This window comes from Actinocrispum wychmicini (assembly GCF_004345645.1).
GTDB classification, from domain to species: Bacteria; Actinomycetota; Actinomycetes; order Mycobacteriales; family Pseudonocardiaceae; genus Kibdelosporangium; species Kibdelosporangium wychmicini.
Map to the genome: position 1 here is coordinate 1245540 of NZ_SLWS01000002.1, position 17738 is coordinate 1263277.

Annotated in this window: 19 protein-coding genes and 1 tRNA gene; 14 read left to right on the plus strand and 6 right to left on the minus strand. The window is 64.7% G+C overall.

Annotated elements, in window-relative coordinates; translation table 11 throughout:
• The first annotated feature begins 384 nt into the window (after positions 1-384).
• Positions 385-969 carry a prepilin peptidase gene (locus EV192_RS13930; RefSeq protein WP_243726811.1) on the plus strand — a complete coding sequence of 195 codons (585 nt, stop codon included), beginning with the start codon at positions 385-387 and terminating at the stop codon, positions 967-969.
• Positions 970-997: 28 nt separating this feature from the next.
• Here the strand turns inward: EV192_RS13930 and EV192_RS13935 are convergent, their stop codons facing one another.
• Positions 998-1933, minus strand: coding sequence for a phosphotransferase (locus EV192_RS13935; RefSeq protein ID WP_132115043.1), 936 nt, complete (start codon positions 1931-1933; stop codon positions 998-1000).
• Positions 1930-3684, minus strand: a complete 1755-nt coding sequence (locus tag EV192_RS13940; RefSeq protein ID WP_132115044.1) for a hypothetical protein — start codon at positions 3682-3684, stop codon at positions 1930-1932. The genes EV192_RS13935 and EV192_RS13940 overlap by 4 nt, the downstream gene beginning before the upstream one ends.
• A 666-nt stretch (positions 3685-4350) precedes the next feature.
• Between EV192_RS13940 and EV192_RS13945 the strand changes: the two genes are divergently transcribed.
• From EV192_RS13945 to EV192_RS13995, 11 genes are all read left to right on the plus strand, one after another.
• Positions 4351-5208 (plus strand): helix-turn-helix domain-containing protein, encoded by an 858-nt coding sequence (locus EV192_RS13945; protein ID WP_132115046.1) that lies wholly within the window; start codon positions 4351-4353, stop codon positions 5206-5208.
• Between the two features lie 462 nt (positions 5209-5670).
• Positions 5671-6093 (plus strand): hypothetical protein, encoded by a 423-nt coding sequence (locus EV192_RS13950; RefSeq protein WP_132115048.1) that lies wholly within the window; start codon positions 5671-5673, stop codon positions 6091-6093.
• Positions 6090-6629 (plus strand): hypothetical protein, encoded by a 540-nt coding sequence (locus EV192_RS13955; RefSeq protein ID WP_132115050.1) that lies wholly within the window; start codon positions 6090-6092, stop codon positions 6627-6629. Before EV192_RS13950 ends, EV192_RS13955 begins: the two co-directional genes overlap by 4 nt.
• A gap of 198 nt (positions 6630-6827) precedes the next feature.
• The gene (locus EV192_RS13960) at positions 6828-7382 is read left to right on the plus strand and encodes a hypothetical protein (RefSeq protein ID WP_132115052.1); all 555 of its coding nucleotides are present in this window, start codon (positions 6828-6830) and stop codon (positions 7380-7382) included.
• Positions 7379-7996 carry a DUF3558 domain-containing protein gene (locus EV192_RS13965; RefSeq protein ID WP_165960376.1) on the plus strand — a complete coding sequence of 206 codons (618 nt, stop codon included), beginning with the start codon at positions 7379-7381 and terminating at the stop codon, positions 7994-7996. The genes EV192_RS13960 and EV192_RS13965 overlap by 4 nt, the downstream gene beginning before the upstream one ends.
• Positions 7997-9078: 1082 nt before the next feature.
• Positions 9079-9414 (plus strand): hypothetical protein, encoded by a 336-nt coding sequence (locus tag EV192_RS13970; RefSeq protein ID WP_132115056.1) that lies wholly within the window; start codon positions 9079-9081, stop codon positions 9412-9414.
• 36 nt (positions 9415-9450) lie between these two features.
• Entirely contained in the window at positions 9451-10185 is a 735-nt protein-coding gene (locus EV192_RS13975) for an ESX secretion-associated protein EspG (protein WP_165960377.1), read from the plus strand.
• 107 nt (positions 10186-10292) lie between these two features.
• Positions 10293-10772 carry a YbaB/EbfC family nucleoid-associated protein gene (locus EV192_RS13980; protein ID WP_132115060.1) on the plus strand — a complete coding sequence of 160 codons (480 nt, stop codon included), beginning with the start codon at positions 10293-10295 and terminating at the stop codon, positions 10770-10772.
• Between the two features lie 13 nt (positions 10773-10785).
• A complete protein-coding gene (locus tag EV192_RS13985) occupies positions 10786-11121 on the plus strand; it encodes a WXG100 family type VII secretion target (RefSeq protein ID WP_132115062.1) in 336 nt (111 codons plus the stop codon).
• An 11-nt stretch (positions 11122-11132) separates the two neighbouring features.
• Positions 11133-12266 carry a hypothetical protein gene (locus EV192_RS13990; protein WP_132115064.1) on the plus strand — a complete coding sequence of 378 codons (1134 nt, stop codon included), beginning with the start codon at positions 11133-11135 and terminating at the stop codon, positions 12264-12266.
• A 19-nt stretch (positions 12267-12285) separates the two neighbouring features.
• Positions 12286-12834 carry a hypothetical protein gene (locus tag EV192_RS13995; RefSeq protein WP_132115066.1) on the plus strand — a complete coding sequence of 183 codons (549 nt, stop codon included), beginning with the start codon at positions 12286-12288 and terminating at the stop codon, positions 12832-12834.
• A 731-nt stretch (positions 12835-13565) separates the two neighbouring features.
• Here EV192_RS13995 and EV192_RS14000 read toward each other — a convergent pair.
• The 3 genes from EV192_RS14000 to EV192_RS14010 are packed head-to-tail and all read right to left on the minus strand — an operon-like array spanning position 13566 to position 15389.
• Complete coding sequence (locus EV192_RS14000) at positions 13566-13952, minus strand: ubiquitination-like system serine protease family protein (RefSeq protein WP_132115068.1); 387 nt, start codon at positions 13950-13952, stop codon at positions 13566-13568.
• Positions 13949-15145 (minus strand): ThiF family adenylyltransferase, encoded by a 1197-nt coding sequence (locus tag EV192_RS14005; RefSeq protein ID WP_132115070.1) that lies wholly within the window; start codon positions 15143-15145, stop codon positions 13949-13951. Before EV192_RS14005 ends, EV192_RS14000 begins: the two co-directional genes overlap by 4 nt.
• On the minus strand, positions 15120-15389 hold the full coding sequence (locus EV192_RS14010; protein WP_132115072.1) for a multiubiquitin domain-containing protein: 270 nt from the start codon (positions 15387-15389) through the stop codon (positions 15120-15122). Before EV192_RS14010 ends, EV192_RS14005 begins: the two co-directional genes overlap by 26 nt.
• 162 nt (positions 15390-15551) lie before the next feature.
• Between EV192_RS14010 and EV192_RS14015 the strand changes: the two genes are divergently transcribed.
• The gene (locus tag EV192_RS14015) at positions 15552-16061 is read left to right on the plus strand and encodes a helix-turn-helix domain-containing protein (RefSeq protein WP_207926020.1); all 510 of its coding nucleotides are present in this window, start codon (positions 15552-15554) and stop codon (positions 16059-16061) included.
• On the plus strand, positions 16058-16609 hold the full coding sequence (locus tag EV192_RS14020; protein ID WP_132115074.1) for an ImmA/IrrE family metallo-endopeptidase: 552 nt from the start codon (positions 16058-16060) through the stop codon (positions 16607-16609). Before EV192_RS14015 ends, EV192_RS14020 begins: the two co-directional genes overlap by 4 nt.
• A 916-nt stretch (positions 16610-17525) precedes the next feature.
• Here the strand turns inward: EV192_RS14020 and EV192_RS14025 are convergent.
• A tRNA-Ala gene (locus EV192_RS14025) sits at positions 17526-17598 on the minus strand.
• Between the last annotated feature and the right edge of the window lie 140 nt (positions 17599-17738).

The window sequence follows — 17738 nt, forward strand, 5'->3', positions numbered from 1 at the left end:
ACGAGAACCGCCGCTGCCCTACGTTTCCCACCGATCACGACCTTGCTGGCTATCACAGCCCCCGCTCCCGCCCTCGCAGAGAAGTTCGTCTAACGTCAAAGTGACCTACACCACGTCTACACAGTGATCCTTACCGATTGCAAAGCGTGCCAGTGACTGACTTTGAAGTCGGAATGCGCCGACCGAGGAATGTTCACTCTTTCGGGCGAACACCGTTATCTCTCGTGGACCCGTCAGATAACACTGGGGTGCGACCAGCGGCCGTCTTGAGGAGTGACATGGCAGCGCACCGACTACGCCACGTCGCCGAGAGCGACGCCGGCTGATGTCCGTCGGTGTCGTGGCCGCGCGTGGGGCGGCGTCGGGTTCCTCGTGGGTGCAGCCTTGACGTTCGTCTACCCACGGCTACTCGTCTCAGCTTCATCCAACCTGCTGATGATAAGACTCGTTGCACCGCTCTTGACAGCGCTCGCTTTCGGTAGCCTCGCCTGGCGCTTCAATCATCAGTTTGACCTGTTGCCGTACAGCGTTCTCGCGGCTGTTGGAGTAGCACTGGGTCTGATCGATATTGCTGAACAACGGCTGCCCAGCGTCTTGATCTATTCCGGCGTCGCACTCGTCAGCGGATTGTTGGCAACTTCAGCCGTTCTGTACTCACGGGGACCAGACCTTGTGCGGGCGTTCACCGGCCTGGCCGTCGTCGCGGCCTTGTATCTGGTCCTGGCATTGGTGTCCGGTGGCGGGCTCGGTGCAGGAGACGTGAAGTTGGGTGGCCTGCTAGGGCTGGCCCTAGGCTGGTCGGGCTGGTCGACCGTCATCTCGGCCACGTTCCTGGCATGGTTCACCGCGGCCCTCGCATGGATGATCCTCAGGGTGGCACGGCGACGGCCACGGAACTCGCTGCTGCCGATGGGACCGTTCCTGTTGCTCGGAGCGTTGCTCACCACAACAACCCTGACGCCAACCTGACCTCGACATACCTTCGCGTCGTAACGACTCAGAACTCAGCCCAAGTGGCGGCGCTGCCGCTCCTGATCCCGTCAAGGCGTTCTCGAAGGGCTCGTGCCAACGCGGGTTCCTGGGGTGCGCGACGCAATGGTCCGGAGAGTTGGACAAGATCTCTCATTGCCAGCAGCGTGGGGAAGCCGGACCAGCTGGATAAGTCATAGCCGTACGCTTGGACAAATTCCCGCGCCCAGCTGGGTCCACGCCCGTAACGGCGGGTCGCGTGGAAGGACGGGACCAGGTCGATCTCGCGGGGACCCCAGCAGACGGAGTCCCAGTCCCCCAAGACGGTGGCGTTAGAACCTGCAACGGTGTTCCAGAGCACGTTGCCGGCCCAGGCGTCGCCATGGATGAGTCCCCAGCCGAGAGGCCAGTCGAAGCCCTTCAGTTCGCCGCGGATCGTGGTGATGTGGTCGAGCAACCAGCGCTGTTCCTCGGAACTGATCGCGTCTAGAACGGAAGATGCGCGTACAGCGGTTTCCAGTGATCGCAGTGGGTTCCATCGGGGCAGCGTCACCGGTGGCCGCGGAAGGTCGTGCAGACGCCGGACAAGTGCGCCCAGGTGCGCGGACGTTGGCTTGCGATCGCGGTCGGGCTGCGGGTAGTAGGTCCAGAAGGTTGCAGTTGTCGTCTCGTCCACGGTGATCGGCTCGGTTGCTGGAATCGGGGCGGTCGCGGGGAAGTCGTGGTCGATGAAGAGCCAGCGCGTGATCCGGAGGCTCGTTGTTGCGAGTCGCACGCCCTGCGGGCCGTATAAGAGGCGAACGACAGCGTTATGAGCGGGCAGCACGTAGACCGCGTTCGCGTAGTGGTGGACCAGCCGAGCGCCTCTGGGGTCGAGACCGGCGACTCCGCAGGCACGTAGAAGAGCGTGTCGCACCTGTGCGGTTTCTTCGCCGTTCTTGGTGGGATTGTCCTTGCCGTTCACGAACCGGAGATCTCTCGCGGCACGAGGTCGTAGCTTTCGATAGCTGCCCGCACATTGTCAGCCAGGTGCGAGCCGCGATAACGGTGATGGGCCAATGTGGACGCAAGCGTCGACATCGGACCGCGAAGGGGTTCGATGCGGAGATCAGCCGGCAGCGTGAGCACTGGCTGGAGCGCGTCACGCATACCGTCGAGGTCGTTGGTCGCGAGTCGTGCGGCAGCGACATCCAGCCGGGCGAGCGCGACGTCACCGTACGAACTCTGTTCCGGCGGGCCGTCTGTGTAACTAGCGATCGCCGCGAGAGCGTTCTGCTCGGCACTCTCGTGTTGCCCGAGTAGCAGGTTGGCTTCGGCGGAGAAGAATTCCTGTTTGGCGTCGGGAAAGGACAGAATGCCGCCGATGTCGTCGAGCTCAGCTATCTCGCCGTTGCCCCCTACCTGCTCGCGGGTGTGTTCAGCGGCGGCCAGCGCAGCACGCGCCTGCTCGTGTTGCCCAACGCGCGCGGCGAGCCTAGCCTCGTAGCTGGCCAGGCGCACGGCGGCTGTACCAGGTACTCGCGAGCGCGCCAACTCCTCGCCCGCAGCACGGAGATGGCGCAACGCATCCTTGGGACGATTCGCGGCTTCGGCAAGCAGTGCCTGGGTGCCGAGCGCCCAGGCATGGAGTTCAACGTGATCGGCCTCCTGGGCGCACAGCTGCGCGAGCTGGGCGTGCGTGACCCCGGAGGATCGGTGGCCCAGGACATGGGAGGCGTGGGCGAGCACGACACATGCCATGCCGGTGAGCGCGTACAGGGCGCGCGACCGACGCAGCGGCTGATGTTCGTAGAGGTGCGCCAGCAGCGTGGAGCGCAACCGGACGAGTCGTGGGAACAACACGGCGGCCGGCTGATGTAGGAAGAGACCACTCAATTCACTGAGCTGGCTGCGATAAATGTCCATGGTCGTTCGGCCCAACTCGCTGGATTCCGTCCACACCGCGAAATCTCGAGACTCGTCGGCGACAGCCAGCACGAGACGATCGAGGTTGTGCTCACCCGTGAAACCAAGTAGGGCGGCCACACGCTCAGCAGGTCGCGTTTGACATCTGCGCTCGTCAGTTTCGCTGAGGAGCGACCGGCGAGCCGGGCGGGCAACCACAGCACCGGTACGCGGCACCACCATCGCCTCGTCCGCCGGGGCGTCGCTGACAGCTGGTGATGCCTGGGTGGCCCTCAGCACGACTTGGTCACGGCGGGGGAGCTTGTCAATGTCCGTACGACTGATCAGACGATGAGGAGCCGTCCCGTAGACCACCGCCAATACCGCGAGGTTGTACGCCGTCGGTGCCTTCGCGCCGCGCGCAGCCGGCCACTGTTCCAGCTTGGAGATCAGGCTGGCGTCGACCCTGGCCCCATCGTCACCCATGACCTCGTTGTAGCGGGACGCCGCCTGCATCTGGGTCAGGTCGGCCGCGTATCGATAGGCGGCGAGCGACGTGAACTGCCAGCGAGCCCGGAACTCCTCGGCAATCTCCTCGACTGAACTGCCTCGAGTGAGCATCACCGCCCGCAGCTCATCGCGCGCAGCCTTGTCCCCTGGCTTGCCTGGTCGCCCCATGTCGCCTTCCGATCGCCGGTCACCACCCAGCGTGACGTGTCGATGGCATCGGATCAAGGCATGGCGTTCGAGGCCCTGTTGAACCCGGTGCAACAAATGCACCGCGCGCGGCGCATCTGTGCAGGTCAACAGCGATCTAGGGAGGTCGGACAAGCGTTGGTCGTCCGGTCGGTGACCCACGCTGCGGGGAACGGTTGTCTAGCTGTTGTCCGCCGATGACCACCTGAAAGGCGAAGAGACCGTGGCAACCAGCACCGTAGCGAACGGACCGCTTCGTCGGCGTGGGCAGAGCGCACATGGCCCTCTGCCCCGACCGCCACAGGATGTCGCCGTCACCGGCTGCGCATCCGGCACCCCTCGCCCCGGGTCGTACGGGTCGGCCCCGATCAGACGTGGGAGGTGACTGGCGATGGGAAAGCACCAGCGCGCAACACCCCTGATCCACCTGATGGCCAAGTTGGGATGGCAACGCGATCCCGACTTTGTGGACGGTGCGCTGCCGCGACGGGCACGGCAGGCGAGCACGTCTGAGAATCCGCCTGACCGCTAGTGGTGTCACGCTCACGGCATCCTCGCTCGGGCCGTGGGCATTGACCCCGCTGGAAGCCGGGCGCCTCCGCGGAGCTGTGCGAGACGCCCTGCTCACCCTCGACCGACTCGCGGGCAACGGACGCGCATCAACCTCGACATCCCCGAAAGCGATTTCGCCACCCTGCTCGCGACAATCGACACCATCGCGACGAAGCTGCGCGCAACCTCACCTCACTTCACCGACTCCACCCCAGCAACACCCACCCTCCGCGCGGTCTAGGCACCACCATGGCACGCAACCGACCACCCGGCTACCACACCCGACTCCTCAGCCGCGCCCTGACCACCCTCCGCAACCGCAACGGGATGACCCAAGACGAGGCCGGGCACCAGATCGGCATCCGACCGCAGAAAGTAAGCCGCATCGAACTCGGCCAACTCCCCGACATCCTCACCCTGCGGGCACTCCTGGACATCTACAACGTCCCCGTCAGTGAATACCATGAATACGAAGTCATCCGGCAGAAAGCCGCTGCACGTCACTGGTGGAACGGTCTGCGCCGCAACGATGAGACCTACCTCAGCATGGAACACGAGGCTTCCAGGATCCGCGACGTCCAGACTCTCCACCTGCCAGCACTCCTCCAGACCGACGACTACCTCACCACCCGGCTCACCACAGCGGCGTACCCACCCAGCACCACCCGAATCGGCGCCGAACTCCAGGCCCTCCAACACCGGTGCCGCTTGCTCGACGAACACCCCGTGCGGCTTGACGCCCTCATCTACCAACCAGTACTGGACGCGCCGCTCAGCCGCGACCAACTCACGCACCTGCTCCGAAGATCCGAACAGGACAACATCACGATCCAGGTCGTCTCCCATCGGCAATTCCATGCCGGGATGGACGGATCGTTCACCCTTCTGTCCTTTCCAGACGGCAGCGAGCCAGATCTCGTGTATACGCGGGACCCGATCGGCTGTCGTTTCACCCAAGACCGCCTGCCAGTCTCCAACCTCCGCCGCACCTTCCGTCAACTAGCCAAGTCCGCCATGAGTCCTCGCGATTCCCGCAGCTATCTCATGAAGCGACTGACCGAGGTCAGCGCGGATTCCGCCCGCGCCCGAGAGATCGCCACCTCATGAGTAACCAGACCCTAATCACAGAAGCGTTTCGTATCGATCGAGGTGGCGCAGTCCGCGCGCGCAGCATCGCGGAAGTGCGGCGTATCACCACGATCCCGACCGGGCACAGGAAGAACATGCCGCTGCGGATGCAGGCAGGCCCCGCTGTTCGCTGCCGATCAGCCACGACGAACGCACCACCTCGGCCCCGGCCAACAGCCTGCACCAGTTTCGCCACCGCAGTCGAACTGTGCGGTCCGTACCACCAGCACCGGGTCAACGTTGTCGCCCAGTTCGTAGTTGACTGCCGACGGCCGGGGTCCCGAAAATCTCGCAGCCGTCTCGACTCGCACCGACGAACCCTGCGGGGTGGCGTACTACGGACCCGGTCGCCTGCTCATGGCCTCGATTAGGAACGTCGCCCTGTGAGTACACTGTGGAGGTCTTGTGAACGCAGAACTGCTGCGAGAAAGGGAAATCTTTGTGGCTGATATGGCCGCGAGCCCAATTCGTGCTGATGAGCTCAGTCCTCGGCTGATCGTGCACACCGTCCGAGCACGCGGTGACCTGCTTGTGCTGCGCGGCAAGCAGGTCGGGTGGCTCGATGAGCTGTTCCCGGGCAACCGTTGTCCGTTGAGCGGCTCGCTGGCCACCCCACGTGTGGATAACGGGACGGACACGCGGATCGAGCGCATGTTCCCGGACGACCCGCTCTACTGGTGGCGAGCCACCACCGTCGACGGCGGTCGACGAATATCGATGGACTCGAAGCTGTACACCAGCGCGGTCTCCCCGATCAGCCGCCGCTCCACCGACGCTGCGGTCAACGATGACAACACCGCTCACCTCGCCACGTGCCAGTGGGACAAGACGAGGGCCAAGTTCGGTCTGGTGTCTTACCAATGACGAGCCATCCGCATGACAACGGTCGTGACGAGTACTCCGGCCGCACCACCGAACATCTCCCGTCGCAGTCGGCCGGCACCGTGTACGAGAGGGCGGCGGCCGGCTACCGAACCCGGTTGGGTTGGCGGGTCTATGCCCTGGACACGACGGTATGGATCACACCAGGCGCGCCCGTGGAAGCCTTCACCGTGCCGCGCGCGATGGGCGAACTCGCCCTGGCTCGCCTCCAGGCGCGGAGCATTCCCCTTCCGGTGATCAACATTCCGGGACCACCTGACCGGTGGGCCCTGCTTGTCCAGCCCAGCAATGACGCGCGCGGCGACATCCTGGACATGTTCGTCGACTACGACATCGGCTACGCCTATTCCGGCCATCACCACGGCCGCACCTCTGACTGGGGCATCGACCTGCCGCCCACCCGCCATCCCGGCCACGAAACCCTGTCATGGATCACCCCCGCTGACTCACCCCTGCCAGCGGCATGGAACGTTGCCCACATACTCGCCGGCATCCTCACCGGTCCAACTGGCGAGTAACAGTGGCGATCTGATTATCCATTGGTCGACGCAGTTGCGGCGCGACCAGCGCCGTTGCCTGAAGCGGTTCCGCCGGCCGAGTGAATTCGAGCCATCGCCTGGAACGCTTTGTTCACCTGTTGCCTCGAACCGGTGACACGCACTGAAGCCAAAGCGCTACGGTATGCACCGACACGCCGACTTGGGGAGGTCACAAGGATGGCGGAGGGCGCGGCGCCCAGCAGTAGCAGCGGGACGACCCCGGCACCAATCGGGAGCACGCCGAGACCCCCTGATCCCCACAAGATCGACGAGATCAATGCCGAAGCGGCGCAGGCGCGCGCCACCGCTCAAGCCAACAATCCTTACGACCCTGGTAGCGACGGCGTCGACTCCAACCGCGTTGTCGTCAGGCGTCAACGCGCAGAGGCTGCTACCCAGGCCGCGACCGGAGCGGGGTTTCAGTTCACTCCTAAAGAGGTAGAACATCAACTCACGCATTGCCACGAGCAGATCGCCGACCTCACGGCTGATCTCCGGTCAGCCCAGCGTGCCAAGGATATCGTGCGTGAGCCCGCACCAGACGACGCAAGCGTGGCACTGGCCAACGCGGTGCGGGACATGTTCAGTAGCACCATTGACGTGGTCAACGCCGATATCGCCTACGTGACAGACTGGCAGAGCAAGCTCGTCATGGCCAAGAACCAGTACATGGCCAATGAGCACTTGACCGAGCAACAATGGCAGCGACTGGCCCAAGGACTCCCGGAATGAAGCGCATGGCGTGGGGCGCCGTGCTCGCGATCAGCGCGACGGCGTTGCTGGCAGGTTGCTCGTCCCCGACGCCAGGCCAAGCGCAAGCGTCACCAACGGGTCAGACCACGACCAGTACGGTGACGCAGGACGGCCCCACGAGCAGCGGCAGCCCCAGCCCGGCGCCCAAGGTGACGAAGCCGTTGGATGCGTCGAAGATGGTTGCCAACCCCTGCTCAGCGTTGACGCCGGACGACGTCACGTCGCTGCGCATCACCAAGCCGCTGACCAAGGCCACTACGGACGCGACCGGTTCGGATTGCGGATGGACCGGCGAATCTGGTGGCACCATTGGGATTAGCTGGGTGACCGCGAATACTAGCGGCCTGTCGGACCTGTACGCCAAGGCGTCCACGATTGCGTACTGGCAGCCGGTCACGGTGGATGGCTACCCAGCCGCGTTCGGAGATTCGATCAAAGACGAGCGGCCTCAAGGTGTTTGCGCGCTGAATGTCGCGGTAAACGATCACCTGTACTTCTTCTCACAGTTTGTGAACCCGTCGAATGCTGGGCAGTCGTGTGAGCTGGCACGACAAGCGGCGTCGTACGTGCTCAAGAATTTGGGGAGTTCGTGATGGACGCTCAAGCGATCTTCGACAACTTCCACACCCACGCCACGGGCACGCAGCACCTGATGGCGGCGGCACAGATCGCACAGCAAGTGGCCGCCAAGTACCAAGATCGAGCGCTGGCGACACAGCAGATGATCGACACCATCCAGTCGGGTTGGAAAGGCGACGGCGCGGAGGCCGCATCCCAAGGGCTGGCACCGTTGGCGGAGAACGCCCTCAACAGCCACCAACAACTCGGCACCGGCCAAGACATCGTCAGCCACCAGGTCGACTCGTTCCACACAGCGGCGTCCCAGGTGCAGCCCGTACCGCCAGCACCATCAATGACCGACGTCATCAGCGTACTGTCCGGTGGGAACCCGCAAACGATCCTGAATCAGATTGAGCAACGCCACGCCGCACAACAGTCCAATGTGGATGCCTACAGCCGGTATGTTGCGGCCAGTCAGTACAACACCACCAACGTGCCGACCTTGAACGCGCTCAGCACGTCCGGTGCGCCGGTGTCAGTAGTGCCGCCGCCTACCACGCCCATTTCCGGGCCACAGGGCGCCGGCACAGGGCCGCACGTATCAGGCCAGTCGGGATCGGATACGCGACCTACGCTCGGGTCCCCACCAGGGTTGACCCAGGACTCGACAGGTCGGGTCGGGTCCGCGGCGGGCGTGGCGGGGTCCGGCGGGCCCGCCGCTGGTGGTTCGTCCGGCCTGACCAGCAGGTCGGGTGCTGGCCCGGTGGCGCCACCGCCTACCGTGTCACCACCGATTCCGGTGGGACCGCCCGCAGATTCGGGCCCGGTCGGCCCAGTCGGTCGTGGGCCGGTGAACCCGATCATTCCGGTCGGTGGCCTGCCCGTGGGTGGAGGCGGGCCGGGGCGGAACGTGCCGCCGTCGACGGGTGCACCGGGATCGGGTGGCTTACGGCCTGGGTCTGGCTCGCTGCAGCCGGGCGAGGGCGCAGGCCTGCGTGGTGGTTCGGGTCCGCGCAGCGGCGGTGGTCTGGGGATGCCGGGAGAGCCGACCGTTGGAGGGCCGCGTTCGCGTGCTGGCGGTTCGGTGGCGGGGCAGCCGGGGTCGGGTGCACGTGTGGGCGGCGGCTTGCCGGTGGACGAGGAGAACCCGCGCGCTGGTGCCCGTGGCGGTGCCGCACCGGGGGTGGCTGCCGAAGAGGAGGCGATAGCCTCGAAACGCAGCGGTGCGACCGGGCGTCCGACGTCCTCTGCCACTGGTCCGGTGGCGGGTGGCCGTGGCGCCAAGGACGGTGAGGACGCTGAGCACAAGCGCCGGTACGGCTTGGCCGAGGACGGCGAGGAGCGGTTCGGCACGGACGAGAGGACCGTTCCTCCGGTGATCGGCGAAACCGCGATCGACCGGGAGCGGCGCCTGGCCCAAGAAGCGGGCCGTCACCGCCGCGAGCACTGACCGGCCACAAAGGACATGCTCCAAAGGGGAGGGCGGGTGTTGTCACGGCCGGTGACGATCACTGTGGGCGCCCTGGCAGACATGCTGCGCATCCACCGGGTGGGTGAGTTACCCATTGTGTTGCAACCAGACCCGACCTGGAACGACCCCACAGCTGACCAGCACGCCGCGGAGGCGGCGTGGCAGGAGTTCACCAAGGTCGGCCTGGCCCGCCGGTCGGGCCGGCTGGATGGTGACACGGTGGACACGTTGCATGTGCTGGCCCGCCCCAGCGTCGAGTACTTGGCGGTCGTGCTGGGCGAGGACTACCAGGACGGTGTGGTGGTGGCTGCACGCGGTGATGAGACGGTGATCGCCTACCGGGCCGGGGAGACTGTCACGTTGACCAGCGTCCGGGCCGCGTCTGGGCCGGAAACGTTGCTGCGGCAGATTCCCGACGCCCCACCAGCGCCGATCGAGGCGGTCAATGTACCTGTCAACGGTCTCGCCGAGGAGGCCCGCGACTCCTTCGCCGACGCATCATCCGCAGCGCGTGACTCGCGCACTATGGCGATGCTGAGGCGGCAGCAGGTGGTTTGTCAGGGCGAGCTGTACGTGGGGGTCCGCGACGCCTATGGCCGTTATCGGCGCAGCCCGGCGGTCCAGTTCCAGGACTATCCCGCTGGGCGCGTGCTCGTGGTCATCAGCGGCGGCTATCTGTCGATCGTCCCGGCTACCAAAGTTGTGTTGCGGGACCGACTTCGGGCCGCGTACAGGGAGCTGGTGCAGTGACTGCATTCGTCGGCGAGGAGCCAGCGTGGTGAGCATGTTCCGTCGCATGCGAAAGTGGAGTGTCCGGCATGCTTTCGGGCAGAACGTCATGGAATCGAGGGGTGGGTATGTCTGCTGACGTGGAGCGGCTTGCCGCTGAGTTCGCGAAGTTTCAGTCCAAGATCCAAGATGCGGAGCTGAGGTTCAGCGGCGTCGGTGAGATGCAGGACCAGGTGGCACGACTGGAGGTCGTGGCGACCTCGTCGGATCGCACGGTGCGGGTTGTCGCGGGTGCCGGTGGCGCGGTGACGGACATCCAGCTCACGCCGGACGCCGTCCGCCAGCCGGCCCCGGCGCTGGCCGCCACGATCATGGCCACGCTGCGGGAGGCGGTCGCCGAGGCTGTCCGCCGTCAGGCCGACATCGTGGACGAAGCGGTGGGCGCCGGGTTCGGCCTGAACACCGCGGATCAGGTTCGCCAAGCCCAGGTCGAGGCGCTGGGAACCGCCGTCGACGAGCTGCCGTCACACAGCAAACCGGACCGCTCGGCCCGGTCGGATGACGACGACTTCAGCCAGGACACGATCTACCGCCACCCGTGGCGATAGGAGGGCGACACCGATGAGCAGCCCCAACGACGGGATCAAGGTCGACGTGGCGGCGCTGACGGCCTACGCGCGACAACTCGGCTACTACGAGACCGAGGCGGACAAGTTCGGCGGTGCCATCGACCAGGCCGATGTGACCAACGAGGCGTGGGGCCTGATAGGCGTGTGGGCCAAGAAGTCCTACACCGACCGGCTGACTGAGTTGCGATCGCTCTTGGACGAGATGAAGCAGGGTGTGGACACACTGACATCGAAGATCTCCGAGAGCGCCGCCATCTACCAGGGCGCCGAAGACGACAAGGTGATCACGTTCGGCCAGCACGAAGCCACGATCGACGGTCCGCGCTGAAGGGGACAGGGATGACCGAACCGAAGAAGAGCATCGCCGACAGACTGAACGTCACCCGGTACGACGAGGGCTTCGCCGCGAACGCCGACCGTGCGGCGCAGGCCACGCCGGTCGTGGGCAAGGTGTGGAACACCGGCAAGTCGATCGCCGCCCACGCACAGGAAGCGTTCAACGCCGACAACGTCGGCGACCTGGCCACGGCGGCCGGCCAGTTGGCCGCGGACGGGGCGAAGTTCGTGGGCAGCGCGGCGGCGGACGTGACGATGTTCGCCCTGGACCCGATCGGGTGGCTGGTCAGCCATGGGTTGAACATGCTGCTCGAACTGGTCCACCCGCTGCAGGACGCGCTGCACCAGGTCACCGGAGACGGTCCGGCCATCGGGCACGCCTCGGAGAACTTCGTGTCGATCGCGCAAGGCTTCGTCGCACTCGCCGACGACTTCGAGAAGACCGGTGACACCGCCCTGAAAGACTGGCAGGACCAAGCAGGAGAGGCGGCCCGCGAGGCACTGGGAGACTTCTCGGCCGGGGTCCGCGGGGTGGCCTCCAGCGCGGGCTCGGTCGCCGAGACACTCCGGATGTGGTCGATGGTGATGGTCGTCATCGAGGAGGTGATCAAGGCCATCGTCACCGAACTGGTGTCCTGGTTGATCACCATCTGGCTGCCGGCGCTGGCCTCGTCGGTGATCACCTTGGGCGGGTCGGTCGCGGCGGCCATGACCGCGTCGATCGCCAAGGCGGCCAGTGTGTTCGCCAAGGTCACCAGGCACCTCGGCGTGTTCGGCAGGCTGCTGGAGAAGTTCATGGAGTTTCTGGGAAAGATGTCCGGGACGATCGAGCGGATCACGGCGAAGTTCCGGCTGGGCAAGGTTGTCAAGGCGGGCGATCGAAGCATCCCCGTCATCGGCAAGGTGGCTGAGCGGACGACCTTCGTCCCCAGCCGCAGGGTGGCCACGACCGCGTTCGGCACCGCGGCCGGAGTCGGTCCCCTGGCGACCGGCGCGGGCATCAAGGCCGGCATCGGCGCCGCGAAAGGCGTGGGCAAGGAAGCCTACGAAGACGTCCACGACGGCGGCCCGATCGACAAGAGCGACATCGGCGGCGGGCAGAGCGCGGCAGACACCCGCAAGAACCTCGACATCTAAGGGGGCCTGATCGCTCGTGATGCCGAAACCTGAACTCCGGCAACGTGTCCGCGCATTCGCCGAGGGCCACTGGCGTCAGCCGATGGTCGTGGCCCATCTGGGCGAGGTCGCGCCCGCGTTCGACATACCCGGCAGGCGCAAGGACGGCACCATCACAGGCGAACGACTGGTCCGCCGGTTCTTCTGGAACGTCCTGCGCGGCGCGGTCGGTGTCCCGATCAACGTCGTCCTGAGTGTCCTGGGTGGCGGCGCGGCGAACCTGTTCGCCAGGGAAGGCCACGTGACCGGGCCGGCGAACGCCCAGGCGCTCGACCTCCTCGACGCGGCAAGGCCGGCCAAGAACCCATGGCTGGTCTACTCGGAATCACACCTCGCCATCATCGACACCCCCCTCTTGTACGACCCCAAGGACAACACACCACCCGTCATCCTCTGGCACGCCACGCAACCGCACGCCCTGCAACACAATCCCCGCAAACGAATTCTCACTTGGCCCGACGGCTCAGCGTTTGAGTACCACCTCAGCATGGAGGAGGCAAACCAGCAGTTTCACGAGCGGCCCCGATGACCCCAACCCTCCACTGTGGCTCCTCAGCACGTACCAGCCGAGCATGTCGGTCGGGTCACCCAACTCCAGCGAAAAACGAACCGGTTCCGCTCGTCGCTCATCTACGACGTCGACCTCGACGCCAGACCGCGCCTGGTGATGTCGCCGAGGGCGGCGGTACCTCAGGCGGAGGATCTGATTACGGAGGTACTCCCGGTTGTTCTCCCTAGTGTGGCCCAGTCGCGAGTGGTCTCTTGGCTCCGGCGGGATCGATCCAGGTACCGCGGCGCCGGTCGGTGTCCATGTCGTGGGCGTAGTCTTCGGCGGCTTTCCTAGTGTGGAAGCCGGATTGCGATCCGTAGGTACCTTCGTCGCGTAGGTAGCGAACGCGCCACGAGTGTTTGACAGTCTGCTCGATCCAGGCCATGACTGTCTCCTGGGTACTTCTGTCGTGTGTGGACAGAACTGTGTGATGCGCCTGTAGTGGTACTTTCACAAGTTGATTTCTTGTCGTAATGTGCTTCACGGATAAGACCAGTTGCTCGCCCAGTCGATCCAGTTGATACTCGCGCAGTTCGGCGCCCACGGCGTCCGACAGATTCGGTGCACGCCAGAGGTTCCTGGGGTGAACGTAGGACGGGAGGCGGACATGACAATCGGCCGAACTGGCGACCGCTATCCGCTACGGCTACGGCTACGCCAGGCGTAGCCCACTTTGGTCAATTTGTTCGTAGCCCCAGCCACGGCTGGGGTCAGCGACTGGTCAGACGCCGCAATAGGCGATACCACCAAGGGCCCTGGGATGCAGGGGTGACATCGAGCATGCGGTGATCTGACTCGCGGTTGAGCTGGATCTCGTCACGGGTGAAGTTGCGCGCCCACTTGATCTTGCCGTGATCGATGACGTAGTGAGACTGGCACGGCAACGCCCAGTTCCCGATCGATGGCCTTATCGTGACCGTGCCGTCGAACGTGAGCACCCACTGAGCCGGTGAGAGGGGCGTGATGACCTCGCGACCACAACCGCAGGCACACAGGTGTGCGGCGGTGGAGAACCGGGCTGATACGTAGAGGTGGCCTGGCTCCAGTTCTGCGGGAAACGACATCACGAACTCGGGGACGATCTGCGTCTCCCTCAAGCTGCATCCTCCTCTTCATCCCCATTTCCGTTGCGGATGGTTCCGGTGAAGATCTTGTATACGGTTTCATCGACCGGCTTGAGCTCGGCGTAGTACGTGAGGTACTTTTTCCAGTTGATGACCGCGAGTATTGCGTTGAGGCAGTTGAGGTCGGCGGTCTGAATGTTGCGGTCGTACTCGTCGGGCCTACCAGTCGCAGTGGCAATCGCGCCGTCTGACATACCGGGGAAGTGGTTCACGACGGCCAAGAGCCCGGAGAGGCGCCCGCCTTCGTCTCGGATGCCCATGCCGACTTCGATCGCGGGGATGCCCCGCTGGCGCAGCCAAGCGAGGATCGCGGTCTTGTCGTTCGCATCGGCGGCGGCCATGAAAACGAAGGTGCAGTTGCTGAGGAGTTCAAGGTTGTCGGCGGTGATGAAGGCCGGATGCGCGGTGATACCAGTGTGCATGTGGGAGTAGACACGGGCGAAGTGTTCGGCCTTGTTCGGACGCAGCTTGAGGTGCTCGATGTCGGCAGCGCCTGGAGCGCGGTAGGCGTTGTGGTTGTCGAACACATCGCCGTCAAACAACTCGATGGTGTCGACCCAGGTTTTGGACACCTGGTCGAGGATGAAACTGCCGGTGCCGCCCAGGCCGATGATGCCGATGCGGTGGCCTCGGAACTTCGCGTTCATCTCAGCGAGACCCGCGCGAGCGGTGCCGGTGTCGGGGTACACGAGCGGCAGGTCGTCTGGAACCTCAGTCCAGCCAGCACCCGGCGTCGCCGTCACGGTCGGGTCGAGTGCCTTTGCGGGATGGCTCAGGATCCGCACGTACGAGGTGATCTTGTCGTAGGTGTTGGCGTAGGTGTTGGCGTAGGCGCTGGCGTTCTTCGGCTTGCTGGAGATCATGAAGTTCGCGCTGAGTTCCGGGGTAATGGCGTGACTGTCGGGTGACGGACCTGGGATCGGCTGCCCGTGCTGATCGCAGGGCTGCTCGCCGATGAACCAGATCCTGTGGTCGCCCGAGCCGTCCTGGACGATGTCGCCGCTGAACACGACCGGCAATGCGAGCCGCCCATACGCCACCGCCTTGGCGGCGGTGACGTACGGGACTCGCTCGACGATCAGGTGGTTGCCCTCGAACGAGAGGCAGTAGTCCTCGTCGAGCAGTCGACGAGTCGACGGATCACGATCGAACGGTGACGTAGACATCGAAGACCATGTTTTCCTTGACCTTGACGGTGCCGCCGGGCTGGAGCGAGCCAGCCCCACCGCCGTTGTGCCCACGCGAGTACTCGACACGCGCGACGTCTCCGTCGTTGAGCGGCTCGTTCGGGAACGCCAAGTTGTAGACCTCCTCGTAGGAGATCTCCCTCTTGTCCCACTGGAACTCGCGGGTGTTGACGAAGATCGTCACGGCGTGCTCGCCGTGACCAGGATTGTTGCCGGGACTCATGGCCCCTCCCTGCGTCAGAGCCCCTGCTGGGGCTTTGCTATGACTGTATCAGCAAAGCGTCACCAAGCTCATCAAGACACGCCACGTTGTGTCACCAGGACGGCAGTTCCGCGCTAAGCTCACCTTCATGGAACGGAACCGCGCAGCGTCGGCATACCCGACATGGACAACGTGACAGGCGCCTCCGACACTTCTGCGAGCGTGGAGGGGCTCGATCTCACCCGGCTGGGCGAGATGCTCCGCGAGCGCCGCGGGAAGTTGTCCCTGCGCCAAGCCGCAGCCGAGGCGGGTGTCAGCTTCAGTACCTTCACCCGCGTCGAAGCTGGCGCTCAGCCCGACCTCACTTCGTTCACCCTCCTGTGCGCATGGCTCGGCGTCTCCCCGGGGCAGTTCTTTGCGCCCGTTACCGAACGCCAGGTCGCCCCGATCGACGAGGCGATCGCACACCTCGCCGCCGACCCGCGGTTGGCGCCGGACGCCGCCTCGAAGATCGCGGACGTCCTCCGCAACATGTACGACGTACTTGCCAAGGCGCCGGCGCAGCAGCAGGTAGTGGCGTGCCACCTGCGCGCCGCATCTGTGCTTCGTCCCGGCGTTCCCCATCGCCTCAACTCGCTCCTCGGTGAGATGCACGAAAAGTTGGCAGCTCGCGTGGCCGGCGGGGAACTGTGACGCTACGCCGCGGGTTCAAGGCTGAAGCCGAACGAGAGGCGGCAAGGGTCCGGAAGGAGCTGGGTCTCGCCTCGCACGATCGCCTTGACCCGCGAGACCTCGCCAAGCACCTCAGCGTCTCGATCGTTGACGCGGGTGAGCTTGTAGACGTTGCAGAGCTTGAAGATCTGGAGCGCCTCCAGGCGTTCGCTTTTTCCGCAGCCACCTTCGAGATCGAGCAGCGCAAGATCATCGTGGTCAGCCCGTTGCGCAACACTGGCCGCCAGAACAGCGACATCGCACACGAACTCGCACACGTCATGCTCAAGCACGATCTGTCCGAGATCCGCGAAGTCGACGGGATGCCGTTCCGGACCTGCAAGCCGGACGAAGAGGAAGAGGCCACCGCCTTCGGGGGAACACTCCTCCTGCCCCGACCTCTACTTCTGAGCGCTGCGCGGCGCCAAGCCTCGATCGAGCAGATCGCCAATCAATACGACGTGACCGTCGAAATGGCGCGCTTCCGATACAACACCACCGGCGTCGCCAAGCAAGCGGCATCCGGTTAGTCCCGCCCGCCACGTGGGGACCGATCCGAGATATGAACTGATCGGTTCACAATCGTGGTCGTCCGTGGGTATCGCGGGTGGGGACGCCGCGTTCGCAGAGTTTGGTGAGCACGGTGGTGTCGTCGACACCCAGATGCCCGCCGACTCGGGAGCAGCGAACCCAAGTGATCATGACCCACTCACCGGCTTCCGCCAGTCCATCACTAGCGGCATCCTGGCCTCAATGACCAGCGGCTTCCCAGCCAAAAACGCACCATGGGCCCAGGTCAGCCCGTCATAGTGAGCGGATCGCGAATTCGTGTGCATCCCGTGCGAGTCGCTCCAAGGACACTAACGCGCACTAACGTCACCTTCGACCCGACCGATGGTCAGAAGACCCGTTGACGATCATCGTCGTTGAGCAGCCCTGTCCCCGGGGAAGAGCATCGCGGCGTGCTGCCTGACCACACGAGCATCGAGGAATTGGCCAACCCGCATCACGCCGCCACACCAGCGGGATGCGGTTGGGCCGCACGTTGCCGGAACCCTCAGCGCAAACCTCTTATTCTCCGCGCTCAGTGAACCCTGGCTATCCGCGATGGCGCGTTGGCAATCGGCAGCACCCATCGGCTGTCGGCTGCAACCATCGAACAAGGGCACCAACGTCGCCTACGCGACGAGCACCCCGTCCCGCCGGTCCCGTAAGCCCGATCGGGACCACAACACCGACAGCGGCCGACGTGAAGTACCCCGCGTCACCCTCATACAGCCGAAAATCCCTGGAGCAGACCGATGACCCTATTTGACGGTGTTGATCATGCTGCTCCAGATTTGCTCCAGATCAGCGACGCACTGTCCACTTGGGACCGAAAAACAAGATCGACCCCCGATCCTGTTCACCCAGGTCAAGGGCCGATTTGACGATATTCAACGGATGTGGAGCTGAGGGGATTCGAACCCCTGACCCCCACACTGCCAGTGTGGTGCGCTACCAACTGCGCTACAGCCCCGCCGCGCTCTCTCAAGCGCCTTACTACCGTACCTGAGGATGTCACGTGGATTAAAACCGGGGGTCGCCTACTGGGGCGTTGCGTGCTAGACCAGGTGCCGTGAACAGCGATGATGGGGTTGTTGGGTTGGTTGAGCCGGG

Bases quoted from the DNA above. Each gene is read 5' to 3' on its own strand.
- EV192_RS13945 (WP_132115046.1), top strand. From the start codon at position 4,351: ATGGCACGCAACCGACCACCCGGCTACCACACCCGACTCCTCAGCCGC.
- EV192_RS13955 (WP_132115050.1), top strand. From the start codon at position 6,090: ATGACGAGCCATCCGCATGACAACGGTCGTGACGAGTACTCCGGCCGC.
- EV192_RS13960 (WP_132115052.1), top strand. From the start codon at position 6,828: ATGGCGGAGGGCGCGGCGCCCAGCAGTAGCAGCGGGACGACCCCGGCA.
- EV192_RS13965 (WP_165960376.1), top strand. From the start codon at position 7,379: ATGAAGCGCATGGCGTGGGGCGCCGTGCTCGCGATCAGCGCGACGGCG.
- EV192_RS13980 (WP_132115060.1), top strand. From the start codon at position 10,293: ATGTCTGCTGACGTGGAGCGGCTTGCCGCTGAGTTCGCGAAGTTTCAG.
- EV192_RS13985 (WP_132115062.1), top strand. From the start codon at position 10,786: ATGAGCAGCCCCAACGACGGGATCAAGGTCGACGTGGCGGCGCTGACG.
- EV192_RS13990 (WP_132115064.1), top strand. From the start codon at position 11,133: ATGACCGAACCGAAGAAGAGCATCGCCGACAGACTGAACGTCACCCGG.
- EV192_RS13995 (WP_132115066.1), top strand. From the start codon at position 12,286: ATGCCGAAACCTGAACTCCGGCAACGTGTCCGCGCATTCGCCGAGGGC.
- EV192_RS14005 (WP_132115070.1), bottom strand. From the start codon at position 15,145: ATGTCTACGTCACCGTTCGATCGTGATCCGTCGACTCGTCGACTGCTC.
- EV192_RS14010 (WP_132115072.1), bottom strand. From the start codon at position 15,389: ATGAGTCCCGGCAACAATCCTGGTCACGGCGAGCACGCCGTGACGATC.
- EV192_RS14015 (WP_207926020.1), top strand. From the start codon at position 15,552: ATGGACAACGTGACAGGCGCCTCCGACACTTCTGCGAGCGTGGAGGGG.